The organism is Microbispora sp. H10949 (assembly GCF_014161435.1).
GTDB lineage: Bacteria > Actinomycetota > Actinomycetes > Streptosporangiales > Streptosporangiaceae > Microbispora > Microbispora triticiradicis.
Genome location: NZ_JABBWZ010000009.1, coordinates 356,357 through 372,958 on the forward strand (window position 1 = coordinate 356,357; position 16,602 = coordinate 372,958).

Below are 16,602 nucleotides of genomic sequence, written 5' to 3' on the forward strand. Positions count from 1 at the left end.
CCTGCTGAGCTAGAACAATATGTCCAGCAGGCCTCCGCCGCGGCGGGGCGCCTCCTGGGTGGGGGCGGGTGCGGGAGCGGTGGTGGGCTCGGCCGTCGGCTCTGTCGTGGGGGCGACGGTCGTCGGCGCCTCGGTCGGCTCGTCCACCGCCACCGGAGCCTGCGACCGCACCGGGCCGCGTGACCGGGCCGGACGCGGAGAGGTGGTGGCTCGCCGCCCGGAATCCTGGTCGCGGGCCGATGTGTCACGGGACGGCGCCGCGGTGGCCGGTCCGGGGGTGGGCGCGGTGGTGGGTGCGGTCGTCGGCCCGCCGGACGAGGGACCGTCGTCACCCGCCCCGGGCTCGGCGAGCGCCGCGTCGTCGCCGGATGCACTGTCCGGAGCCTGCGTCGGGGACGTCGCGGGTGCGCCGGCCGCGCAGCCCGCGCCTCCCGCGCCTCTCGCACTACAGGGCGGTTCGGCTGGGCTGCCCACCCACAGGGCGAGGGCCCAGATCGCGGCGACGACGCCGACACCGATCAGGCCGGCCCGCAGCAGCATGCCGCCGCGCCGCGACTCCTCCTCGTTCCCATAGGCGTCCTCCTCGGAGTCCTCGGGATCGGGCGCGCTGCGCCAGCCCGAGCCCAGGAAACCCCGGGGCTCGCTGCCCGAGGACTCCAGGACGACGGTCGCGGGCCTTTCCGCGGGCTTTTCGGTCTCCGGACGCCAGTCCTCCGCCAGCACGTCGCCGTGATCGGCCTGTTCGCCCTGTGCGGTCTGTCCCTCTGTCCGCCCCCGTGTCTGCCCCTGTGTCTGCCCCTGTGTCTGCCCCTGTGCGGCGGCGAGGGCCGCTTCGTCGTGCTCCTCCGACCAGAACCGGTCTCCCTCGGCGTCGTGCCGGGCCTCGCCCGCGATGTACGGCCGTACCAGCGGGCCGGTCTGCTCGTGGGCGTCCTCGCCCTCGGCCGGGTCGTGCATGAGGGTCCTTCCGTACGTCATAGGTGAGCTGAGGGGATCAGGTCCTGTCCCCCCAGCGAACGTTCCTAGCACCTCTCGACACCGCTTGTCCGGAAATTTCACAGCAATCACTGGAATCTTTGCCGTCACTCCAACCTCAAACCCAGCAAACCCATCGGAGTTGACGGAATCTCTGGAACGGTCTTTAATATCGACTAAACCGACTGACATGGTAGGAATAGAGGCAAGGCATGAAAGTGCGCAGGCTCGGGGCCATCGCAGCCGCCGTCGTGGCGACGTCCACCCTGGTCACCGCCTGCGGGGGAGGCGACAACGCCGGCGGGGGCGACGGCGGAGGCAAGGTCCAGTTGGCGCTGGTCGCCTACTCCACCCCCCAGGCGGCGTTCAAGGACATCATCGCGGCGTTCCAGAAGACGCCCGAGGGCAAGAACATCACCTTCACCCAGTCGTTCGGCGCGTCCGGCGACCAGAGCCGGGCCGTGGCCAACGGCCTCAAGGCGGACATCGTCGAGTTCTCCCTGGAGACCGACATCACCCGGCTCGTGAAGGCCGGCATCGTCGCGGCGGACTGGAACTCCGGCCCCACCGCCGGACCCAGCAAGGGCATCCTGACCAGGTCCGTCGTCGTGATCGGCACCCGCAAGGGCAACCCGAAGGGTCTGAAGACCTGGGACGACCTGATCAAGCCGGGAGTCGAGGTCATCACCCCGAACCCCTTCACCTCCGGCGGCGCCCGCTGGAACCTGCTCGCGGGCTACGGTGCGAAGTCGGACAAGGGCGCCGACCAGGCCGCCGGGCTCACCTATCTCGACTCGCTGCTCAAGAACGTGCCGGTCCAGGACGACAGCGGCCGCAAGTCGCTGCAGACCTTCACCGGCGGCAAGGGCGACGCGATCCTCACGTACGAGAACGAGGCGATCTTCGCCCGGCAGAACGGCCAGGAGCTCGACTACACGGTTCCCGACGCCACGCTCCTCATCGAGAACCCGGTCGCCGTGACGAAGAACAGCGCGCACCCCGCGGAGGCCGCGGCCTTCCTCAAGTACCTCTACTCGGTCGAGGCCCAGACGATCTTCGCGAAGAACGGCTACCGCCCGGTCGCCGACGGGGTGACCGGCTTCGACTGGCCCACCCCGCCGCAGCTGTTCACCATCCAGGACCTCGGCGGCTGGGACAAGATCACCACCGAGTTCTTCGACTCCAAGACCGGCAAGGTCGCGGACATCGAGCGCAAGCTCGGCGTGGCCACCGAGAAGTGAGCACTGGGAAATGAGCGTCGACGCCGCTGTAGGAGTGCGGCCGTCCCGGCGTCTGGCCGGCGGCACCGCCGCCGGCCTCGGGACCGCGGTGCTCTACCTGAGCCTGATCGTGCTGATCCCGCTGGCCGCCGTGGTGTGGCGGTCGGCCGACGAGGGCCCCGGCTACTTCTGGCGCTCGGTCACCACCCCCGACGCCTGGGCGGCGCTCACGCTGACGATCGGCGCGTCCGCCCTCGTGGCCGTGGTCAACCTCGTCATGGGCACGCTCATCGCCTGGGTGCTGGTCCGTGACCGCTTCCCGGGCAGGGCGGTCCTCGACACGATCATCGACCTGCCGTTCGCGCTGCCGACGATCGTGGCCGGTCTCGTCCTGCTCGCGTTGTACGGCCCGCAGTCCCCGCTCGGGATCAACCTGGCCTACAGCAGGGCCGGCGTCGTGCTGGCGCTGATGTTCGTCACGCTGCCGTTCGTCGTCCGTACGGTGCAGCCGGTCCTGCTGGAACTGGACGGGGAGATGGAGCAGGCCGCGGCGTCCCTCGGCGCCCGGCCGTTCCAGACCTTCCGCCGGATCATCCTGCCGAACCTGCTTCCCGCGATGCTGTCGGGCACCGCGCTCGCCTTCACCCGGGCCATCGCGGAGTTCGGCTCGACCGTGCTGATCTCCGGCAACCTGCCGTTCAAGACGCAGGTCGCGGCGGTGAACCTCTTCAGTCAGATCGAGGGCGACAACATGACGGGCGCGGCGGCGATCGCGACGGTCCTGCTCGTGGTGGCCCTGGTCGCGCTGATCGCACTCGACGTCCTGCAGCGATGGGGGAGCCGCCGTGGCTAAGCACGTCCTGCGCCTGACCGCCGTCGCCTACATCCTGTTCCTGCTGGTCCTGCCGGTCGGACTGATCATCTGGCGGACCTTCGGGGACGGGCTCGGCCCGTTCGTCGAAGCCCTGACCTCGCCGTCGGCCGTACACGCCTTCAAGGTGACGATCACGGTCGCCGCCTGGGCGGTCGTGGCCAACACGGTCTTCGGCGTCGGCGCCGCGCTCCTGCTCGTGCGGCACGAGTTCCCCGGCAAGCGGCTGCTCGGAGCGTTCATCGACCTGCCGATGGCCGTCTCGCCGGTCGTCGTCGGGCTCGCGCTCATCCTCGTGTACGGCCGGTTCTCCCCCGCGGGCGGCCTGCTGGAGAGCTGGGGCATCCAAGTGATCTTCTCCACCCCCGGCATGGTGCTGGCCACGGTGTTCGTCGCGCTGCCCCTGGTCGTACGGGCCATCGTGCCGGTGCTGGAGGAGCTCGGCGACGAGCAGGAGCAGGCCGCGCACACGCTGGGCGCGAGCCGCCTCCAGTCGTTCGTCCGCATCACGCTCCCCGGCATCCGCTGGGCCCTCGGCTACGGCGTCGTGCTCTGCCTGGCCCGTTCGCTCGGCGAGTACGGCGCGGTCGCGGTGGTCTCGGGCCGCCTCGTGGACCAGACCCAGACGCTGACGCTGTTCGTGGAGGAGCGGTTCCAGAACTTCGACCAGCCGGCCGCGTTCGCCGCCGCCACGGCCCTCGCCCTGATCGCCGTGGTCACCCTGCTGCTCACCAAGTTCCTGCGCCCGAAGGATCTGTCCGATGGCAATTGAGGTACGCGACGTGAACAAGTCGTTCGGGGCCACCCCGGTCCTGCGCGACGTGTCCGTGGACGTCGAGTCGGGGTCGCTCACCGCCCTGCTCGGCCCGAGCGGCGGGGGGAAGTCGACGCTGCTGCGGGTGATCGCCGGACTCGAACGGCCCGACACCGGCACCGTCCGGATCTCCGGCGTCGACGCCACCCGCCTGTCGCCCCAGCGTCGCAACGTCGGCTTCGTGTTCCAGCACTACGCCGCCTTCAAGCACCTGTCGGTCTTCCGCAACGTGGCCTTCGGCCTGGAGATCCGCAAGCGGCCCAAGGACGAGATCCGCAAGCGGGTCATGGAACTGCTGGAGCTGGTCCACCTGGAGAAGCTGGCCGACCGTTACCCGTCGCAGCTCTCCGGCGGCCAGCGTCAGCGCATGGCCCTGGCCCGGGCGCTCGCGGTGGAACCGGAGGTGCTGCTGCTCGACGAGCCGTTCGGCGCCCTCGACGCGCAGGTGCGCAAGGAGTTGCGGGCCTGGCTGCGCCGGCTGCACGACGAGGTGCACGTCACCACCGTCTTCGTCACCCACGACCAGGAGGAGGCCATCGAGGTCGCCGACACGATCGTGGTGCTGGCCAACGGAGAGGTCGTGCAGGCCGGCAGCCCGGGCGAGGTGTACGACAACCCCGCCAACCCGTTCGTGATGCGCTTCCTCGGCCCGGTCACCGAGATCGGGGGCAGCCTGGTCCGCCCGCACGACATCGAGATCAGCTCCGGCCCGGTCGAGGGCGGGTCCCCCGCCGTGGTCTCCCGCGTCGTACGGCTCGGCTTCGAGGTACGCGTGGAGGTGAAGATCGGCACGGAGGAGGCGTGGGTCCAGGTGACGCGTGAGCAGGCCGACCGGCTCGCGCTGTCGCCCGGCGACACGGTGCACCTCAAGCCCTCTCCCGGGGCCCGGTCCCTGGTCCTCAGTGCCGTGTGAGAAATGCGGCTTTCCGTCAGGACCCAGTACGCCCTGCGCGCCGCCGCCGAACTGGCCGCGGCGGCGCCGGGGCCCGTCCCGGCCGAGCGGATCGCGTCGGCCCAGGGCATTCCCCGGCGTTTCCTCGACAACATCCTGTTGCAGATGCGGCGGGCCGGTCTCATCCACAGCCAGCGGGGACCAGAGGGCGGCTACTGGCTGGCCCGGCCCGCCACGGAGATCACGCTCGCCGACGTCGTGCTCATCGTCGAGGGAGCGCCGCAGGACAACGAGGATTTCCACGGCGTCGCCGGGCCGCTCGCCGACGTCTGGACGGCGCTGCGCGACCACGAGCAGGCGACGCTCACGGAGGTCACCCTCGCCCACATCGCGGCCGGTTCACTTCCGCCCCTCTAATCACCGCTATTCGCCCGGTTAGTTGTGCAAGACTCCGCATTCAAGGTGAAACGTGCCAGGCGTAGAGGGCGGGCGAGATGGGTGCTGCTGGGCGGCTCATCGTCAAGCGATACCGGTTGGTCCGCGCTCTCGGCCGTGGCCGCACCGGGGTCGTCTGGGAGGGGCACGACACCCTGCTCGACCGGCCCGTGGCGGTCCGGGAGGTGCTGCTGCCCCCGGGCCTGGGCGAGACCGCGCGACTGCGGCTCGTCCACAAGATCGCCCGGGAGGCCCGGCAGGCCGAAGGGCTGCGCCATCCGCACATCGCCGCCGTCCACGACGTGGCCGAGGAGGACGGCGCTCCCTACATCGTGATGGAGCTGGTCCGGTCCCGCTCGCTCGACGGGATGGTCGCGGGCGACGGCCCGCTCACGCCCGCGCAGGCCGCGCCGATCGCCCGAAAGGTCCTGTCCGCGCTGGCCCACGCCCACGCGGCCGGCGTACGGCACGGCGACGTCCGGCCGGCCAACGTCCTCGTCGGTCATGACGGCCGGGTGCTGCTCGCCGACTTCGGCGTCTCCATGTTCACCACCGACCCGGCCTTCGCCCGCACCCGCCGCGACCCCGCTGCTGTTCCCACTGCTGCGACTGCCGGCCGGGATCCGGAGGACTTCCTCGCTCCGGAACGTTCCGCGGACGACCCCCGCACGATCGCCGCCGACCTGTGGTCGCTGGGCGCCACCCTCCATCTCGCGGTCACCGGCCGGCCGCCGTCGCATCCGCTGGGAGAGGTCCCCGAGGAGCTTCGCACCGTACTGACCGGGCTCCTCGCCCGGGACCCGCGGCGGCGGATCGACGCGGAGACCGCCGACCGGCTGCTCGCCGAGGCCGAGCCACCGGCTCCCGCTCCCCCCGTACGGCGGAGCCTCGGCCGGGCCCGGCTGGTCGCGGGCGTCACGGCGGCCGTGCTGGTCGCCTGTGCGGTGGGCGGCTGGGCGGTGCTGCGCCCCGGTGCCGAAGGCCGGGCCGCCGCCCCTCCGGCCGCCCCTGTCACGACGCCTGCCGCCCCTGCCACCGTCCCGGCCACTGTCCCGGCCTCTGTCACCGGACCGGACGCCGTGCCCGTCTCCGGCTCGGCCTCCGCTGCTCCCGCGCCGCGGCTCAAGTTGAAGTGGTACCGCTCGGACGCCGGCTGGCGGGCCGGCGTGCCCCGCGACTGGACCCGCGAGGACCAGCCGTACACCATCGCCTGGCGTGCCCCGGACGACGCGGCGGCGCTCGTCATCGAGGTGACCGCGCAGAGCGGCACCGATCCCCTCGCGGCGCTCGGCGAGGCCGAGGCCATCTTCCTGCCGACCGCCAAGAGCTACCGCAAACTCCGGCTCAAGCCCGTGACCAGCCCGTACGGGCCCACCGCCGACTGGGAGTTCACCTGGAAGCCGCGGAAGGCGCCGGCGGGTGACCATCTGGTCAAGGGAGTCGGATATCACCAGTACCGACGGGTGATCTCGACGGGCACGACGACCAGCGTGCTGACCTGGACCACCCGGGCCTCCGACTGGGACACCCTGCGCCCGACCCTGGTCAAAGTGCTCTCGCTCTTCCAGCCGCCCGCCGCGAGCTGAAAATCCCCTCCCCGCCCTGGCGGATGTGCCATGATGAGCCACGACCGAAAGTGACAACGGTTTTCATTTCCTAGTGTGGTTACCGAGCGGGGGGTGACGCCATGAGAGTGGCGTTCGTGGGCAAGGGCGGAAGCGGGAAGACGACCCTGTCGTCGCTGTTCGCGAGGTATGCGACGCGGCGGGGACCGGTCGTCGCGATCGACGCGGACATCAACCAGCATCTCGGCCTGGCCCTGGGCGCTCCCGGGCAGCCTCACCCGCTGGGCGGGATGCTGACCGAGATCAAGGACTACCTGCGGGGCGACAATCCCCGCATCCGTGACGCGGCGTCCATGGTGAAGACGACTCCCCCCGGGCGCGGCTCCCGCCTGGTCCGGCTGGACGACCCGTTCTTCCCGTACAGCCACGTCGACGGCGTCTCGCTCATGGTCACCGGCCCGTTCGGCGAGGACGACCTCGGGGTCGCCTGCTACCACTCCAAAGTCGGCGCGGTGGAGCTCTACCTCAATCACCTGGTCGACGGGCCCGGCGAGTACGTCGTGGTGGACATGACCGCCGGGGCCGACTCCTTCGCCTCCGGGCTCTTCACCCGGTTCGACCTCACCTTCCTGGTCGCCGAACCCACCCGGCAGGGCGTCGGCGTCTACCGGCAGTACCGCGACCACGCCGCCGGATTCGACGTCCCGCTGGCCGTCGTGGGCAACAAGATCCACTCTCCGGAGGACGCCGACTTCCTCCGCGAGCAGGTGGGCGACGACCTGCTGACCTGGTTCGGTCACTCCCCCGCCGTCCGCGCGATGGAGCAGGGCCGGCCGTTCACTCTCGGCGACCTGGAGCCCACCGGCCACCATGCACTCGCCACCATGCTCGACCGGCTCGACGCGCAGCCCAAGGACTGGGCGAAGTTCGGCAGGCAGGCGGCCGAGTTCCACACCCGCAACGCCCGCGCGTGGGCGAACCGCGCCACCGGCGAAGACCTGGTCGCGCAGATCGACCCCGAATTCGTGTACGGCCCCGCCGTCACCACCCCCTGAACCTGACCCTGAACTCGTCGAAAGACATCGAGAGGAGAACAGCCATGTCGCTGTCCGTGCCCGACAACCTGCTCGCCCAGGCCCGTGCCGGCGAGGTGGACGACGAGGCCTTCGTGGCCTGCGTCCGCGACTCGCTGCCGTACGCCTGGACGACCATCACCGCGCTGATCGAACAACGGGACCGATCCGGAGCCGACTTCGCCGACAACCAGGTGCCGCCGCCCGACGAGGCCTCCCGCGGACAGTTGCTCCGCTGCCTGGCCAGCGACGCGATGCGTGGCGCCCTCGAAAGGCACTTCGGCGTACGGCTCGCCTTCCAGAACTGCCACCGGGTCGCGGTCTTCGATCCGGCGGCGACCGAGGCCTACGGGGAGTTCGTCACCCCCCGCGCGCAGATCCTGAACCAGAGCCCCGGCCTGGTCGACTGCTGAACACGCCCTACTGCGATCCGCCGTTGACATAGAGGGTCTGCCCCGTGACGTACGACGCGTCGTCGGAGGCGAAGAACGCCACCACCGACGCGATCTCGGTCGGCTGGGCGACCCGCCGCAACGGCACGAACTGCGAGGCGACGGCCTGGTGCTCCTCCGGCGACATGCCGAGCCGCACCGCCGTCGCCTCGGTCATCGGGGTCGCCACGTAACCGGGCGCGACCGCGTTCACGCGGACCCCGAACTGGCCGAGCTCGATCGCGAGGGTCGCGGTCAGCCCCTGGATCCCCGCTTTCGCCGCCGAGTAGTTGGCCTGCCCACGGTTGCCCAGCGCCGACCGGCTCGACAGGTTGACGATGGCCCCCGATCTCCGGTCCACCATGTGTTTCTGCACCGCCCGGCTCATCAGGAACGCGCCCTTCAGATTCACGTCGAGCACCTTGTCCCAGTCGTCCTCCGACATGCGGAACACCAGGTTGTCCCGCGTCAGACCGGCGTTGTTGACCAGCACATCGATACGCCCGAACTCGGCCATCACCCCCGACACGAGGCTCTCCACCTGGGCGCCGTCGGAGACGTCGCCGCCGAAGGCGACCGCTCTGCCCCCGGTGACCGCGATCTCGTCCACGATCGTGGCGCAGCGATCCGCCGTGAGGTCCACGCACGCCACCACCGCGCCCTCCGCCGCGAGGCGGCGGGCCGTGGCCGCACCGATCCCCCGCGCCGCACCGGTGACCACGGCGTACTTCCCAACGAACCGCTCCATCGCCAACCTCCGCGCCCGTGCCCGATCACAGCAACTTACTTAGCGCTCCCCCACAGGCGCGCTTCAACACAGGCGCGCTTCAACACAGACGCGCCGCCGCTCATCCGCGTGGCTCACCTTCGCCGGGCGCACCTGTCCGCGTCCAGCCCCACGCGCCTACCCGCCTCTATATCCGCAGTCGGGTGGTGCGGGGGTTGCGGTAGGTGAAGGCCCAGCGGTCGTCTCCGATCTTGCGGCGGGTGTAGCGGCTGGGTTGGCGGTAGCGGTCGCGGTTGTGGAACTGGCAGGCCGGTCCCAGCAGCTTGAGGTCGGTCAGCCCGCCGCTGCACCAGTCCTCGGCGTGGTCGATCTGGCACATCGTGGACGGCAGCGGGCAGCCGTCCACCCAGCAGGTGGCATACCGCGCGAAGACCGCCCGCCGCTGCGCCGGAGTGGCCAACCTCACCTTGCGGCCCATATCCAGCACCTGCCCACCGGCGTCCATCACGATCCGCACCAACGTGCTGGTACGGGCCAACCGGTGCACACTGGCAACAGGCAGCAGATGCCCGGTCGCCAGAATCAACCCCGGCAACCCCCGCAACCACACCCCCGGCGGACCGTTCGCCCCCACCCCCGCCCAGGCACCGCCCCCTGGCCAAGACTCGCGTCCCACCCGGGCATCTCCCCCCGGCCACGCGCTGCCTCCCCGCCAGGCACCGCCTTCCGCAGCGGCGCAGGCGTCAGGGCCGGGAACGGGGTCGTCGCCTAAGCCGGGCTCAGGGCCAGGGCCGTCGCTCGGGTCGGCGTCTGAGGGGTCGCTGGTGAGGCAGTCGGCAGGTGGGTCGCTGTCTGAGGGGTCGCTGGTGGGGTGGTCGGCTGTGGGGTCGCCTGAGGGGGTAGTGCCTGCTGGCTCGCGTGAGGGTTCGTCGGCTGGGGGGTCGTCGGGGAGGGATTCGGCGGTGACCAGCACCAGAAGCTCGGCCGCGATCTTGTTCTCCAGGAGCGCGATGAACGCATCGGCGTTCCGCACGCTCGGGGTGCGGTCGTCGCCCTCGGCCTTCGGCTTTGCGTAGACGTCCAGCAGGTGCTGCAACCGCGCGGCCGCCTCGACCGGGAGGTAGAACTCTCCCTCCAGCCCGCCGTTCCGGCGCCGCCGCACCCGGAAGAACCGGCGGTCGAAATCGGCCTGCTCGTCCTGCTCGTGGCCGTCGGGGTCCAGCACCGCCCGCAGATACCGCCCCGCCTTGGCCACCTCCGCCGCACCCGCCGAACCCGCCAACTCCAGCAAAATCCGCTCAGCGGTGGTCGCCTGCTCGTCGGTCAACCCGGAGGTGGCGGTGCAGATCGCCTCCACGATCCCCTCCGCCAGGCCGCCCTCCGCGAACCGCTCACGCACCCGCGACAGGCGACCCAACTCCACGCCCATCGTCACCAACCGGCCCGCACCCGGGACGGTCATCCCCCCGACAGAGCGCAGCCACAACCTGGTGGAGGCATGCCCATGGTTCCTCGCCTCCCCAGCCTGGTGAACGCGCCCGACCCGGGCAGCCAGCGCGCTGGTGATGCGGTCGCGGGCCGCCAGCAACTCCTCGGCCTCGGCCAGACACACCTCCGCCGATTCGGGCGCCGACACGAGCGCCACCACCCGGGCTGCCTCACCAACAGCCGCCACCGCCACCCACGACGACCCCACACCACGATCACCCTCGAAGACACCGTCGAAGGCACCATCCGGCGCACCACTCTGCGCACCGTCCGTCGCGCCATTGGGTGCACCCTCGGCATCCCGATCACGGCCCGCATTCCGACCCCGGCCCGCGTCATCAAAGCCAGCGCCAGAGCAACCACCAGGAGCACCATCAGGAGCGCCATCAGACACACCGTCGGGGGCATCGCCGGGTACATCGCCACAAGCGCTACCCGGAGCACCGTCGGGAGCGCCCACCTTCGCCTGGCTGTCGTTACGACTCGCGCGCTCTCGCGCCCCAGGAACGACGATCGGGATGAATTCACGGGCGGCTGAACCCTCGGAAGACCACAGCGGCGAACCGGCCGTCAACTGGTCCCACCAGTCGGCGTCCTCACCAATCGAACGATGAGGGTGGTCAGAACCATCGTCGAACAGGTCCATCACACCCCCTCGATGCATTCGAAAATCTGTCTGTATTCTTTCATGTGCCGTTACGGACAGCAACCAGCCGAATACGTTAGTTGGAGCCACTGGCCAGGTGGTGATTTCGGCACAACTCGGATACCCGAGCCATAAGACGCATTCGCATTCCATATCTCCGTCGTCATCACGGCTTCAGCGGAAAGGAACCTCGGAAACCGGCCGGGAGCCGTGTTTGCGGGTGCAGGTAAGTAGGAGGCCTAGGACGGGCTCGCCCCTACGACCGACAAACTCTCCGCACCATCGGCAGGCCCCCGGAAACCCTGCGACGGGACCGGGGGCACAGCCCAGTGGGGCGAACCCGGCGCAATTCGGTGGCGGGACGGGGGCGCAACGTGCTGACACGACCCGGCGTAACCCGGGTGACGGCCCGGCGTAACCCGGGTGACGACCGGGCGCAACCCCGAGGACGAGACTCCAGGAAAAGGGCGTCGCGGGTGCTGTCGGCGGGGGTCTTGACACCCCGCAGAAGGCGTCCTCCCGATCGTGCCGAACGCTCCTCGGCGGACCGGCGGATCTTTGGCTGAAACTTTACCCTGGGCACCCGCGAACAGGAACGACGATCAGCCGTCTGACCTGCGGATTCTCTACCGGGCTCGGTCCTTAACCCACGCCCCGCCAAGATGTCTTGTGCCATTTAGCATCAGGCGTGCCCAGCAGCCCCCATCATGTGCTCATGCCCGCTTTTGTCACCCTGTCCGGGCGCTCCGTGCGCCTGGAACCGCTCAGCTTCGCGGTGCTCGACGATCTTGTCGCCGCGGCGAGTGAAGACCGTTCTACGTACGCCTTCACTCGCGTTCCCGTTGGACGGGACGAGATGGCCTCCTACGTGGAGGCCGCCTTGGCTGAGCAGGCGGAGGGCCGCACGATGCCCTTCGCCATCCGGTGGCTGCACACCGACCGCGTGGTCGGTGCCACCCGTCTGATGAACCTGGAGTACTGGCAGGGCCCGATGCCCTGGCCTCCGGGTGCCAAGGGCGCGGTGGGCGAGGTCCCGTCCGTCGCGGACATCGGGTACACCTGGCTCGCCGCGTCGGCCCAGGGCACCGGTGTCAACCGGGAGAGCAAGTACCTGTTGCTCTCCCTGGCCTTCGAGACCTGGCAGGTTCACCGGATCACCCTCAAGGCAGACGTACGCAACACCCGATCCCGGGCCGCCATCGAGGCCCTCGGCGCACACCTGGACGGTGTGCGACGGGCGGACAGCCGAGGCGCCGACGACACGGTCCGAGATACCGCGTACTACTCGATCCTGAGTCCCGAATGGCCCGCCGTACGCGAGCGTCTCCGCGCGAGGCTGGGCCTTCTGGAACCGGCGTCGGAAGCAGCCTGACAAGCCCCTATAGACAGATCCAAAGCCCATAAAAAGGGAGCGGCCCGTCCCGGGAAGGGACGGGCCGCGTCATGCCGGCGGACGATCAGACGTCGTAGCCGTACTCGTCGTCGTAGGCGTTGTAGATCTCGTGCCAGCCACCGCACTTGACCGGGAACTTGCTGTACAGACCGATCTGGCAGACCTGCGCCTGGACCTGCGCGACGTCGTAGCGCCAGAAGTTGATCTGCTTGTAGCCGCCGGCGCCGCAGTACTTGTACGACTTGAAGCTGGAGGACCAGTCGTCCTCGCTGTCGTCCCAGTCCTGGACGCGGAACCGGATGTAGGCGCACTTGCCGCCGTGCCGGTAGGTGCGGTTGTCCTGGTCGTACAGCTTGCCGGTGACGTGGACCCGGTTCGACTCCTCGTCGTCGTAGTTCACGTCGATGTGGCCCTTGGCCTTGGCGAGGTGGTTGGAGGACCAGTAGGTGCCCCACCACTCGGAGTAGTCCCAGTCGTCGTCGTGGTGGGAGGCGGAGGCCGCGGACGCCGGGGCGGCGCTGGCGGCGGTCGTGAGGGCCGGCAGCCCGAGGGCGGTGACGGCGGTGGCAGCGGCGAGGCCGAGGATGATGGAGCGACGCATTTCGGTTCTCCTGTTCGAGGACGATCCCCCGATGCGGGGTGCTGTCGGGGTTGCGTCTCAGTGATAAGCCGCTCCGCCTGCAAATCGCTTTCACCGCCCGGACGGCGGTTTGCAGGCCGCTTTCAAGCACCTGAACGCACGCTGAACCCTGGTAAATCGGCGGGAGCGTTATACGGGCGCCTCGCCGCACGATCTATCATTTGCTCACGAATCTTGCCGTTCAGGAGACAGGTTCCACATGCCTGACCACGCCACCTCGGACGACCTGCGCTTCGCCGTACTGGGACCCGTCCTGGCGTGGCGCGACGGTGTCGAACTCGATCTCGGCACGCCCCTGCAACGCTCCATTCTGGCGATGTTGCTGCTGCGGGAGGGGCACGCGGTCTCGCCGACCGAGATGATCGACGGCGTCTGGGGGGAGGACGCGCCACCGCGTGCGCTAGGCGCGCTGCGCACCTACGTCTCCCGCCTGCGCACCGTCCTTGAGCCCGGCCGCTCGCCCAGGACACCGCCGCAACTGCTGACCTCGGTGGGCCGGGGGTACGCGCTGCGGCTCGGCCCCGCCCGGTTCGACCTCGCCGTATTCGACCGGGAGTGCGCCGCCGCCGAGTCGGACCGCCGTGCGGGCCGGGTGGAGCAGGCCGCCCGGCGGCTCCGCGGCGCCCTGGGGCTGTGGTCGGGCGAGCCGCTCGCCGGCGCGGTCGGGCCGTACGCCGAGCACCAGCGCGACCGGCTGGCCGAGCGCCGCATCGGGGCCGTCGAGGCCCTCATGGAGGTCGACCTGGAGCTCGGCCGGCACGCGGAGATCATCTCTGAGCTGGTCGCGCTCGCAGCCGAGCACCCGCTGCGCGAGCGGATCCGCGTCCAGCTCATGCTGGCCTACTACCGGTGCGGCAGGCAGGCCGAGGCGTTGGCGGTGTTCACCGAGACCCGGCAGGCGCTGGTGGACGAGCTCGGCATCGAGCCGGGCGCCGAGCTGAGCGAGATGCACCGGCGCATCCTCGCCGCCGATCCCTCGCTCGCCCCCGCGTCCCCTCCCGTACGGCTGTCGCAGCACGACGACGCCTGGGACGAGAACGGGGACGGGGAGACCGGCCCGGGTCACGGCCCGATGGTCGAGATGCCGAGACCGGCGCAGCTTCCCGCGGCGATCACCGACTTCACCGGGCGCACGCGCCTGGTGCACCGGCTGCTCGCGCTGCTGCGCGGCGAGGGCCTGGCCGGCGGCACGGCCGAGGGGGTGCCGATCGCGGCGATGTCGGGCATCGGCGGCGTCGGCAAGACGACCCTGGCCGTCCACGTGGCCCATCTCGCGGAGGACCTGTTCCCCGACGGCCAGCTCTACGCCGACCTGCGCGGGTACGGCGTCGAGCCCACCGCGCCGGAGACCGCTCTGGTCGCGTTCCTGCGGGCGCTCGGCATCCCGATGGACGTGATCCCCGACGGCCTGGCCGAGCGCTCGGCGTTGTTCCGGTCGCTGCTCGCCGACCGCAGGATGCTGGTGCTGCTCGACAACGCCCGCGACGCCGACCAGGTGGAGCACCTGCTGCCCGGCTCGGCCGGCTGCGCCGCGATCATCACCAGCCGGGGCAAGCTCGCCGACCTGCCCGCGGCGCGGCTCGTCGACCTCGACGTGCTGGAGCCCGACGAGGCGCTGTCGCTGCTGGCCGCGGTCGCGGGGCCGGAGCGGGTGGCGGCCGAGCGCGCGGCCGCGATGGACGTGGTGGCCGCCTGCGGCTTCCTGCCGCTGGCCGTGCGGATCGTCGCCGCCAGGCTCGCCTCCCGCCCGTCGTGGACGGTGGCCTCGCTCGTCCCCCGGCTCGCCGACGAACGCCGCCGCCTGGACGAGATGAAGATCGGGAACCTGGCGGTCTCGGCCACGTTCGCCCTCGGGTACGGCCAGCTCGACGCCCGGCAGGCCCGGGCGTTCCGGCTGCTGTCGCTGCCGGAGGGCTCGGACATCTCGCTCTCCGCGGCGGCGGCCCTGCTCGACCTCACCCTCTCCGAGACCGAGGACGTGCTGGAGTCGCTGGTGGACGCCAGCCTGCTGGAGGCGCCCGCGCAGGGCCGCTACCGGTTCCACGACCTGCTCAAGCTGTTCGCCCGGCGGCAGGCGGAGGCGGCCGAGGAGCCCGGGGCGCGGGCCCTCGCGCTGCGCCGACTGCTGGGCTTCTCACTGGCGTCGGCGGGCGCGGCGCACCGGCTCGCGTACGAGGGCAGCGCGGTCGCCGACAACCTGGTCGACCTGGGCATGCGCGGCCACTCCTTCGGCTCCGCCGACGAGGCGGTGGCGTGGCTGTCGGCGGAGGCCGAGAACCTGTTCGCCGCGGTGGCCAGGGCGTACGGGTCGGGAGAGGACCTGCTCCCGGCGGCCGACCTGCTGCTGGCGCTGGAGCCGCTGCTGGAGTCGGGCACCAGCCAGCGCGAGTTCGAGCAGCGGGTGTCCGCGCTGCTGACGGCCGCGCGGAACGCGGGCGAGCAGCGCGCGGAGATGCGCTGCCGGTACATGCTCGGCCGGGTGCTGTTCGGCGCGAACCGGCTGGCCGAGGCGGAGTCGCACTTCCTGTCCGCCCGGGCCCTGGGCGAGGAGACCGGCGACCACGTCGTGCTCGGCGAGACGTGCAACGCGCTCGCGGTGGTCGCGGGACGGCAGCGCCGTCACACCGAGGCGCTCGACTGGTTCGACCGGGCCACGGCGATCTACCGCGAGGTCGGCAACCCCGCGGGCGAGGCGCTGGCGTCGTGCTACTCGGCCCGCGACCATCTCGGTCTCGGCCGGCCCGACGACGCCATCGCCGCGGCCGAGCGGGGGCTGGCGGTCTTCTCCGAGATCGGCAGCGGCGCCGGGACGGCCCGGGCGCGCTATCACCTCGGCAACGTGTTGTCGCACGTCGGGCGGCTCAACGAGGCCGTCGTCCATCACGCCGAGTGCCTGGCCTTCTTCCGCGCGAGCAACCAGCGGGTCTGGGAGCAGCGGGTGTGCTACCGGCTCGCCGCTACCTTCATCGCCGCCGGTCGTTACGCCGAGGCCGCCCGGCACGCCGAGGAGGCCCTCACGGTCAGCCGTGAGATCACCCACCCGTACGGCGAGGCGCAGTCACTGGCCGCGCTCGGCAAGGCCCTCATGGGCGTCGGAGAGGCCGCGCGGGGCGGGGACGCCCTGGACAAGGCGCTGGAGATCTTCACCCGGCTCGGCTCGCCCGAGGCCGCCGACATCGCCGCGCTCCTGGCCGAACAGACCCAGACCCAGGTCGACTCGTAGGTCGTCGTCCAACCGGCTCATCCGGACGTGGTTGATCACGCGCTCGCCCCTTCTAGTATCCCGGAGAGATCGGCCCGGCCGGCCGCCCGCCGCCTCGGGGCGCGCAGGGGGCCCGGTCCTTACCGGTGCGCCCCGTGGCGGCTCGCCGCCTCACATGAACGACCGGCCAGGCTTCGGTGCGGGCTCCGAACCCCCCCGGAGCCCGCACA

Annotated in this window: 14 protein-coding genes; 10 read left to right on the forward strand and 4 right to left on the reverse strand. The window is 70.9% G+C overall.

Going from position 1 to position 16,602, the window contains the following annotated elements; translation table 11 throughout:
* Positions 1 to 9 precede the first annotated feature (9 nt).
* A complete protein-coding gene (locus HHX40_RS24630) occupies positions 10 to 957 on the reverse strand; it encodes a hypothetical protein (RefSeq protein ID WP_220499508.1) in 948 nt (315 codons plus the stop codon).
* A 230-nt stretch (positions 958 to 1,187) separates the two neighbouring features.
* Between HHX40_RS24630 and HHX40_RS24635 the strand changes: the two genes are divergently transcribed.
* The 8 genes from HHX40_RS24635 to HHX40_RS24670 all read left to right on the forward strand — a co-directional run bounded on the left by HHX40_RS24635 (position 1,188) and on the right by HHX40_RS24670 (position 8,258).
* Positions 1,188 to 2,216, forward strand: a complete 1,029-nt coding sequence (locus HHX40_RS24635) for a sulfate ABC transporter substrate-binding protein (protein ID WP_182873179.1) — start codon at positions 1,188 to 1,190, stop codon at positions 2,214 to 2,216.
* A gap of 10 nt (positions 2,217 to 2,226) precedes the next feature.
* Entirely contained in the window at positions 2,227 to 3,048 is an 822-nt protein-coding gene (cysT, locus tag HHX40_RS24640; RefSeq protein ID WP_111697626.1) for a sulfate ABC transporter permease subunit CysT, read from the forward strand.
* Positions 3,041 to 3,838 (forward strand): sulfate ABC transporter permease, encoded by a 798-nt coding sequence (locus HHX40_RS24645; protein WP_182882500.1) that lies wholly within the window; start codon positions 3,041 to 3,043, stop codon positions 3,836 to 3,838. Before cysT ends, HHX40_RS24645 begins: the two co-directional genes overlap by 8 nt.
* Positions 3,828 to 4,793, forward strand: a complete 966-nt coding sequence (locus HHX40_RS24650) for a sulfate/molybdate ABC transporter ATP-binding protein (RefSeq protein WP_182873180.1) — start codon at positions 3,828 to 3,830, stop codon at positions 4,791 to 4,793. The genes HHX40_RS24645 and HHX40_RS24650 overlap by 11 nt, the downstream gene beginning before the upstream one ends.
* Before the next feature lie 3 nt (positions 4,794 to 4,796).
* Positions 4,797 to 5,189 (forward strand): RrF2 family transcriptional regulator, encoded by a 393-nt coding sequence (locus HHX40_RS24655; protein ID WP_111697623.1) that lies wholly within the window; start codon positions 4,797 to 4,799, stop codon positions 5,187 to 5,189.
* A gap of 77 nt (positions 5,190 to 5,266) precedes the next feature.
* Positions 5,267 to 6,793, forward strand: coding sequence for a serine/threonine-protein kinase (locus tag HHX40_RS24660; protein WP_182882501.1), 1,527 nt, complete (start codon positions 5,267 to 5,269; stop codon positions 6,791 to 6,793).
* 101 nt (positions 6,794 to 6,894) lie between these two features.
* Positions 6,895 to 7,827, forward strand: a complete 933-nt coding sequence (locus HHX40_RS24665; RefSeq protein WP_182882502.1) for an ATP-binding protein — start codon at positions 6,895 to 6,897, stop codon at positions 7,825 to 7,827.
* Between the two features lie 44 nt (positions 7,828 to 7,871).
* Positions 7,872 to 8,258 (forward strand): SCO5389 family protein, encoded by a 387-nt coding sequence (locus HHX40_RS24670; RefSeq protein WP_182882503.1) that lies wholly within the window; start codon positions 7,872 to 7,874, stop codon positions 8,256 to 8,258.
* Positions 8,259 to 8,265: 7 nt separating this feature from the next.
* On the opposite strand, the gene fabG is transcribed toward HHX40_RS24670, so the two are convergent.
* Positions 8,266 to 9,024 (reverse strand): 3-oxoacyl-ACP reductase FabG, encoded by a 759-nt coding sequence (gene fabG / locus HHX40_RS24675; RefSeq protein WP_182882504.1) that lies wholly within the window; start codon positions 9,022 to 9,024, stop codon positions 8,266 to 8,268.
* A gap of 166 nt (positions 9,025 to 9,190) precedes the next feature.
* The gene (locus HHX40_RS24680) at positions 9,191 to 10,639 is read right to left on the reverse strand and encodes an HNH endonuclease signature motif containing protein (protein ID WP_182882505.1); all 1,449 of its coding nucleotides are present in this window, start codon (positions 10,637 to 10,639) and stop codon (positions 9,191 to 9,193) included.
* Between the two features lie 1,213 nt (positions 10,640 to 11,852).
* Between HHX40_RS24680 and HHX40_RS24685 the strand changes: the two genes are divergently transcribed.
* Complete coding sequence (locus HHX40_RS24685; protein ID WP_182882506.1) at positions 11,853 to 12,509, forward strand: GNAT family N-acetyltransferase; 657 nt, start codon at positions 11,853 to 11,855, stop codon at positions 12,507 to 12,509.
* Positions 12,510 to 12,594: 85 nt separating this feature from the next.
* On the opposite strand, the gene HHX40_RS24690 is transcribed toward HHX40_RS24685, so the two are convergent.
* Positions 12,595 to 13,131, reverse strand: coding sequence for a hypothetical protein (locus HHX40_RS24690; RefSeq protein ID WP_182882507.1), 537 nt, complete (start codon positions 13,129 to 13,131; stop codon positions 12,595 to 12,597).
* 238 nt (positions 13,132 to 13,369) lie between these two features.
* Between HHX40_RS24690 and HHX40_RS24695 the strand changes: the two genes are divergently transcribed.
* Positions 13,370 to 16,393 carry an AfsR/SARP family transcriptional regulator gene (locus HHX40_RS24695; RefSeq protein WP_182882508.1) on the forward strand — a complete coding sequence of 1,008 codons (3,024 nt, stop codon included), beginning with the start codon at positions 13,370 to 13,372 and terminating at the stop codon, positions 16,391 to 16,393.
* The last annotated feature ends 209 nt before the right edge of the window (positions 16,394 to 16,602 follow it).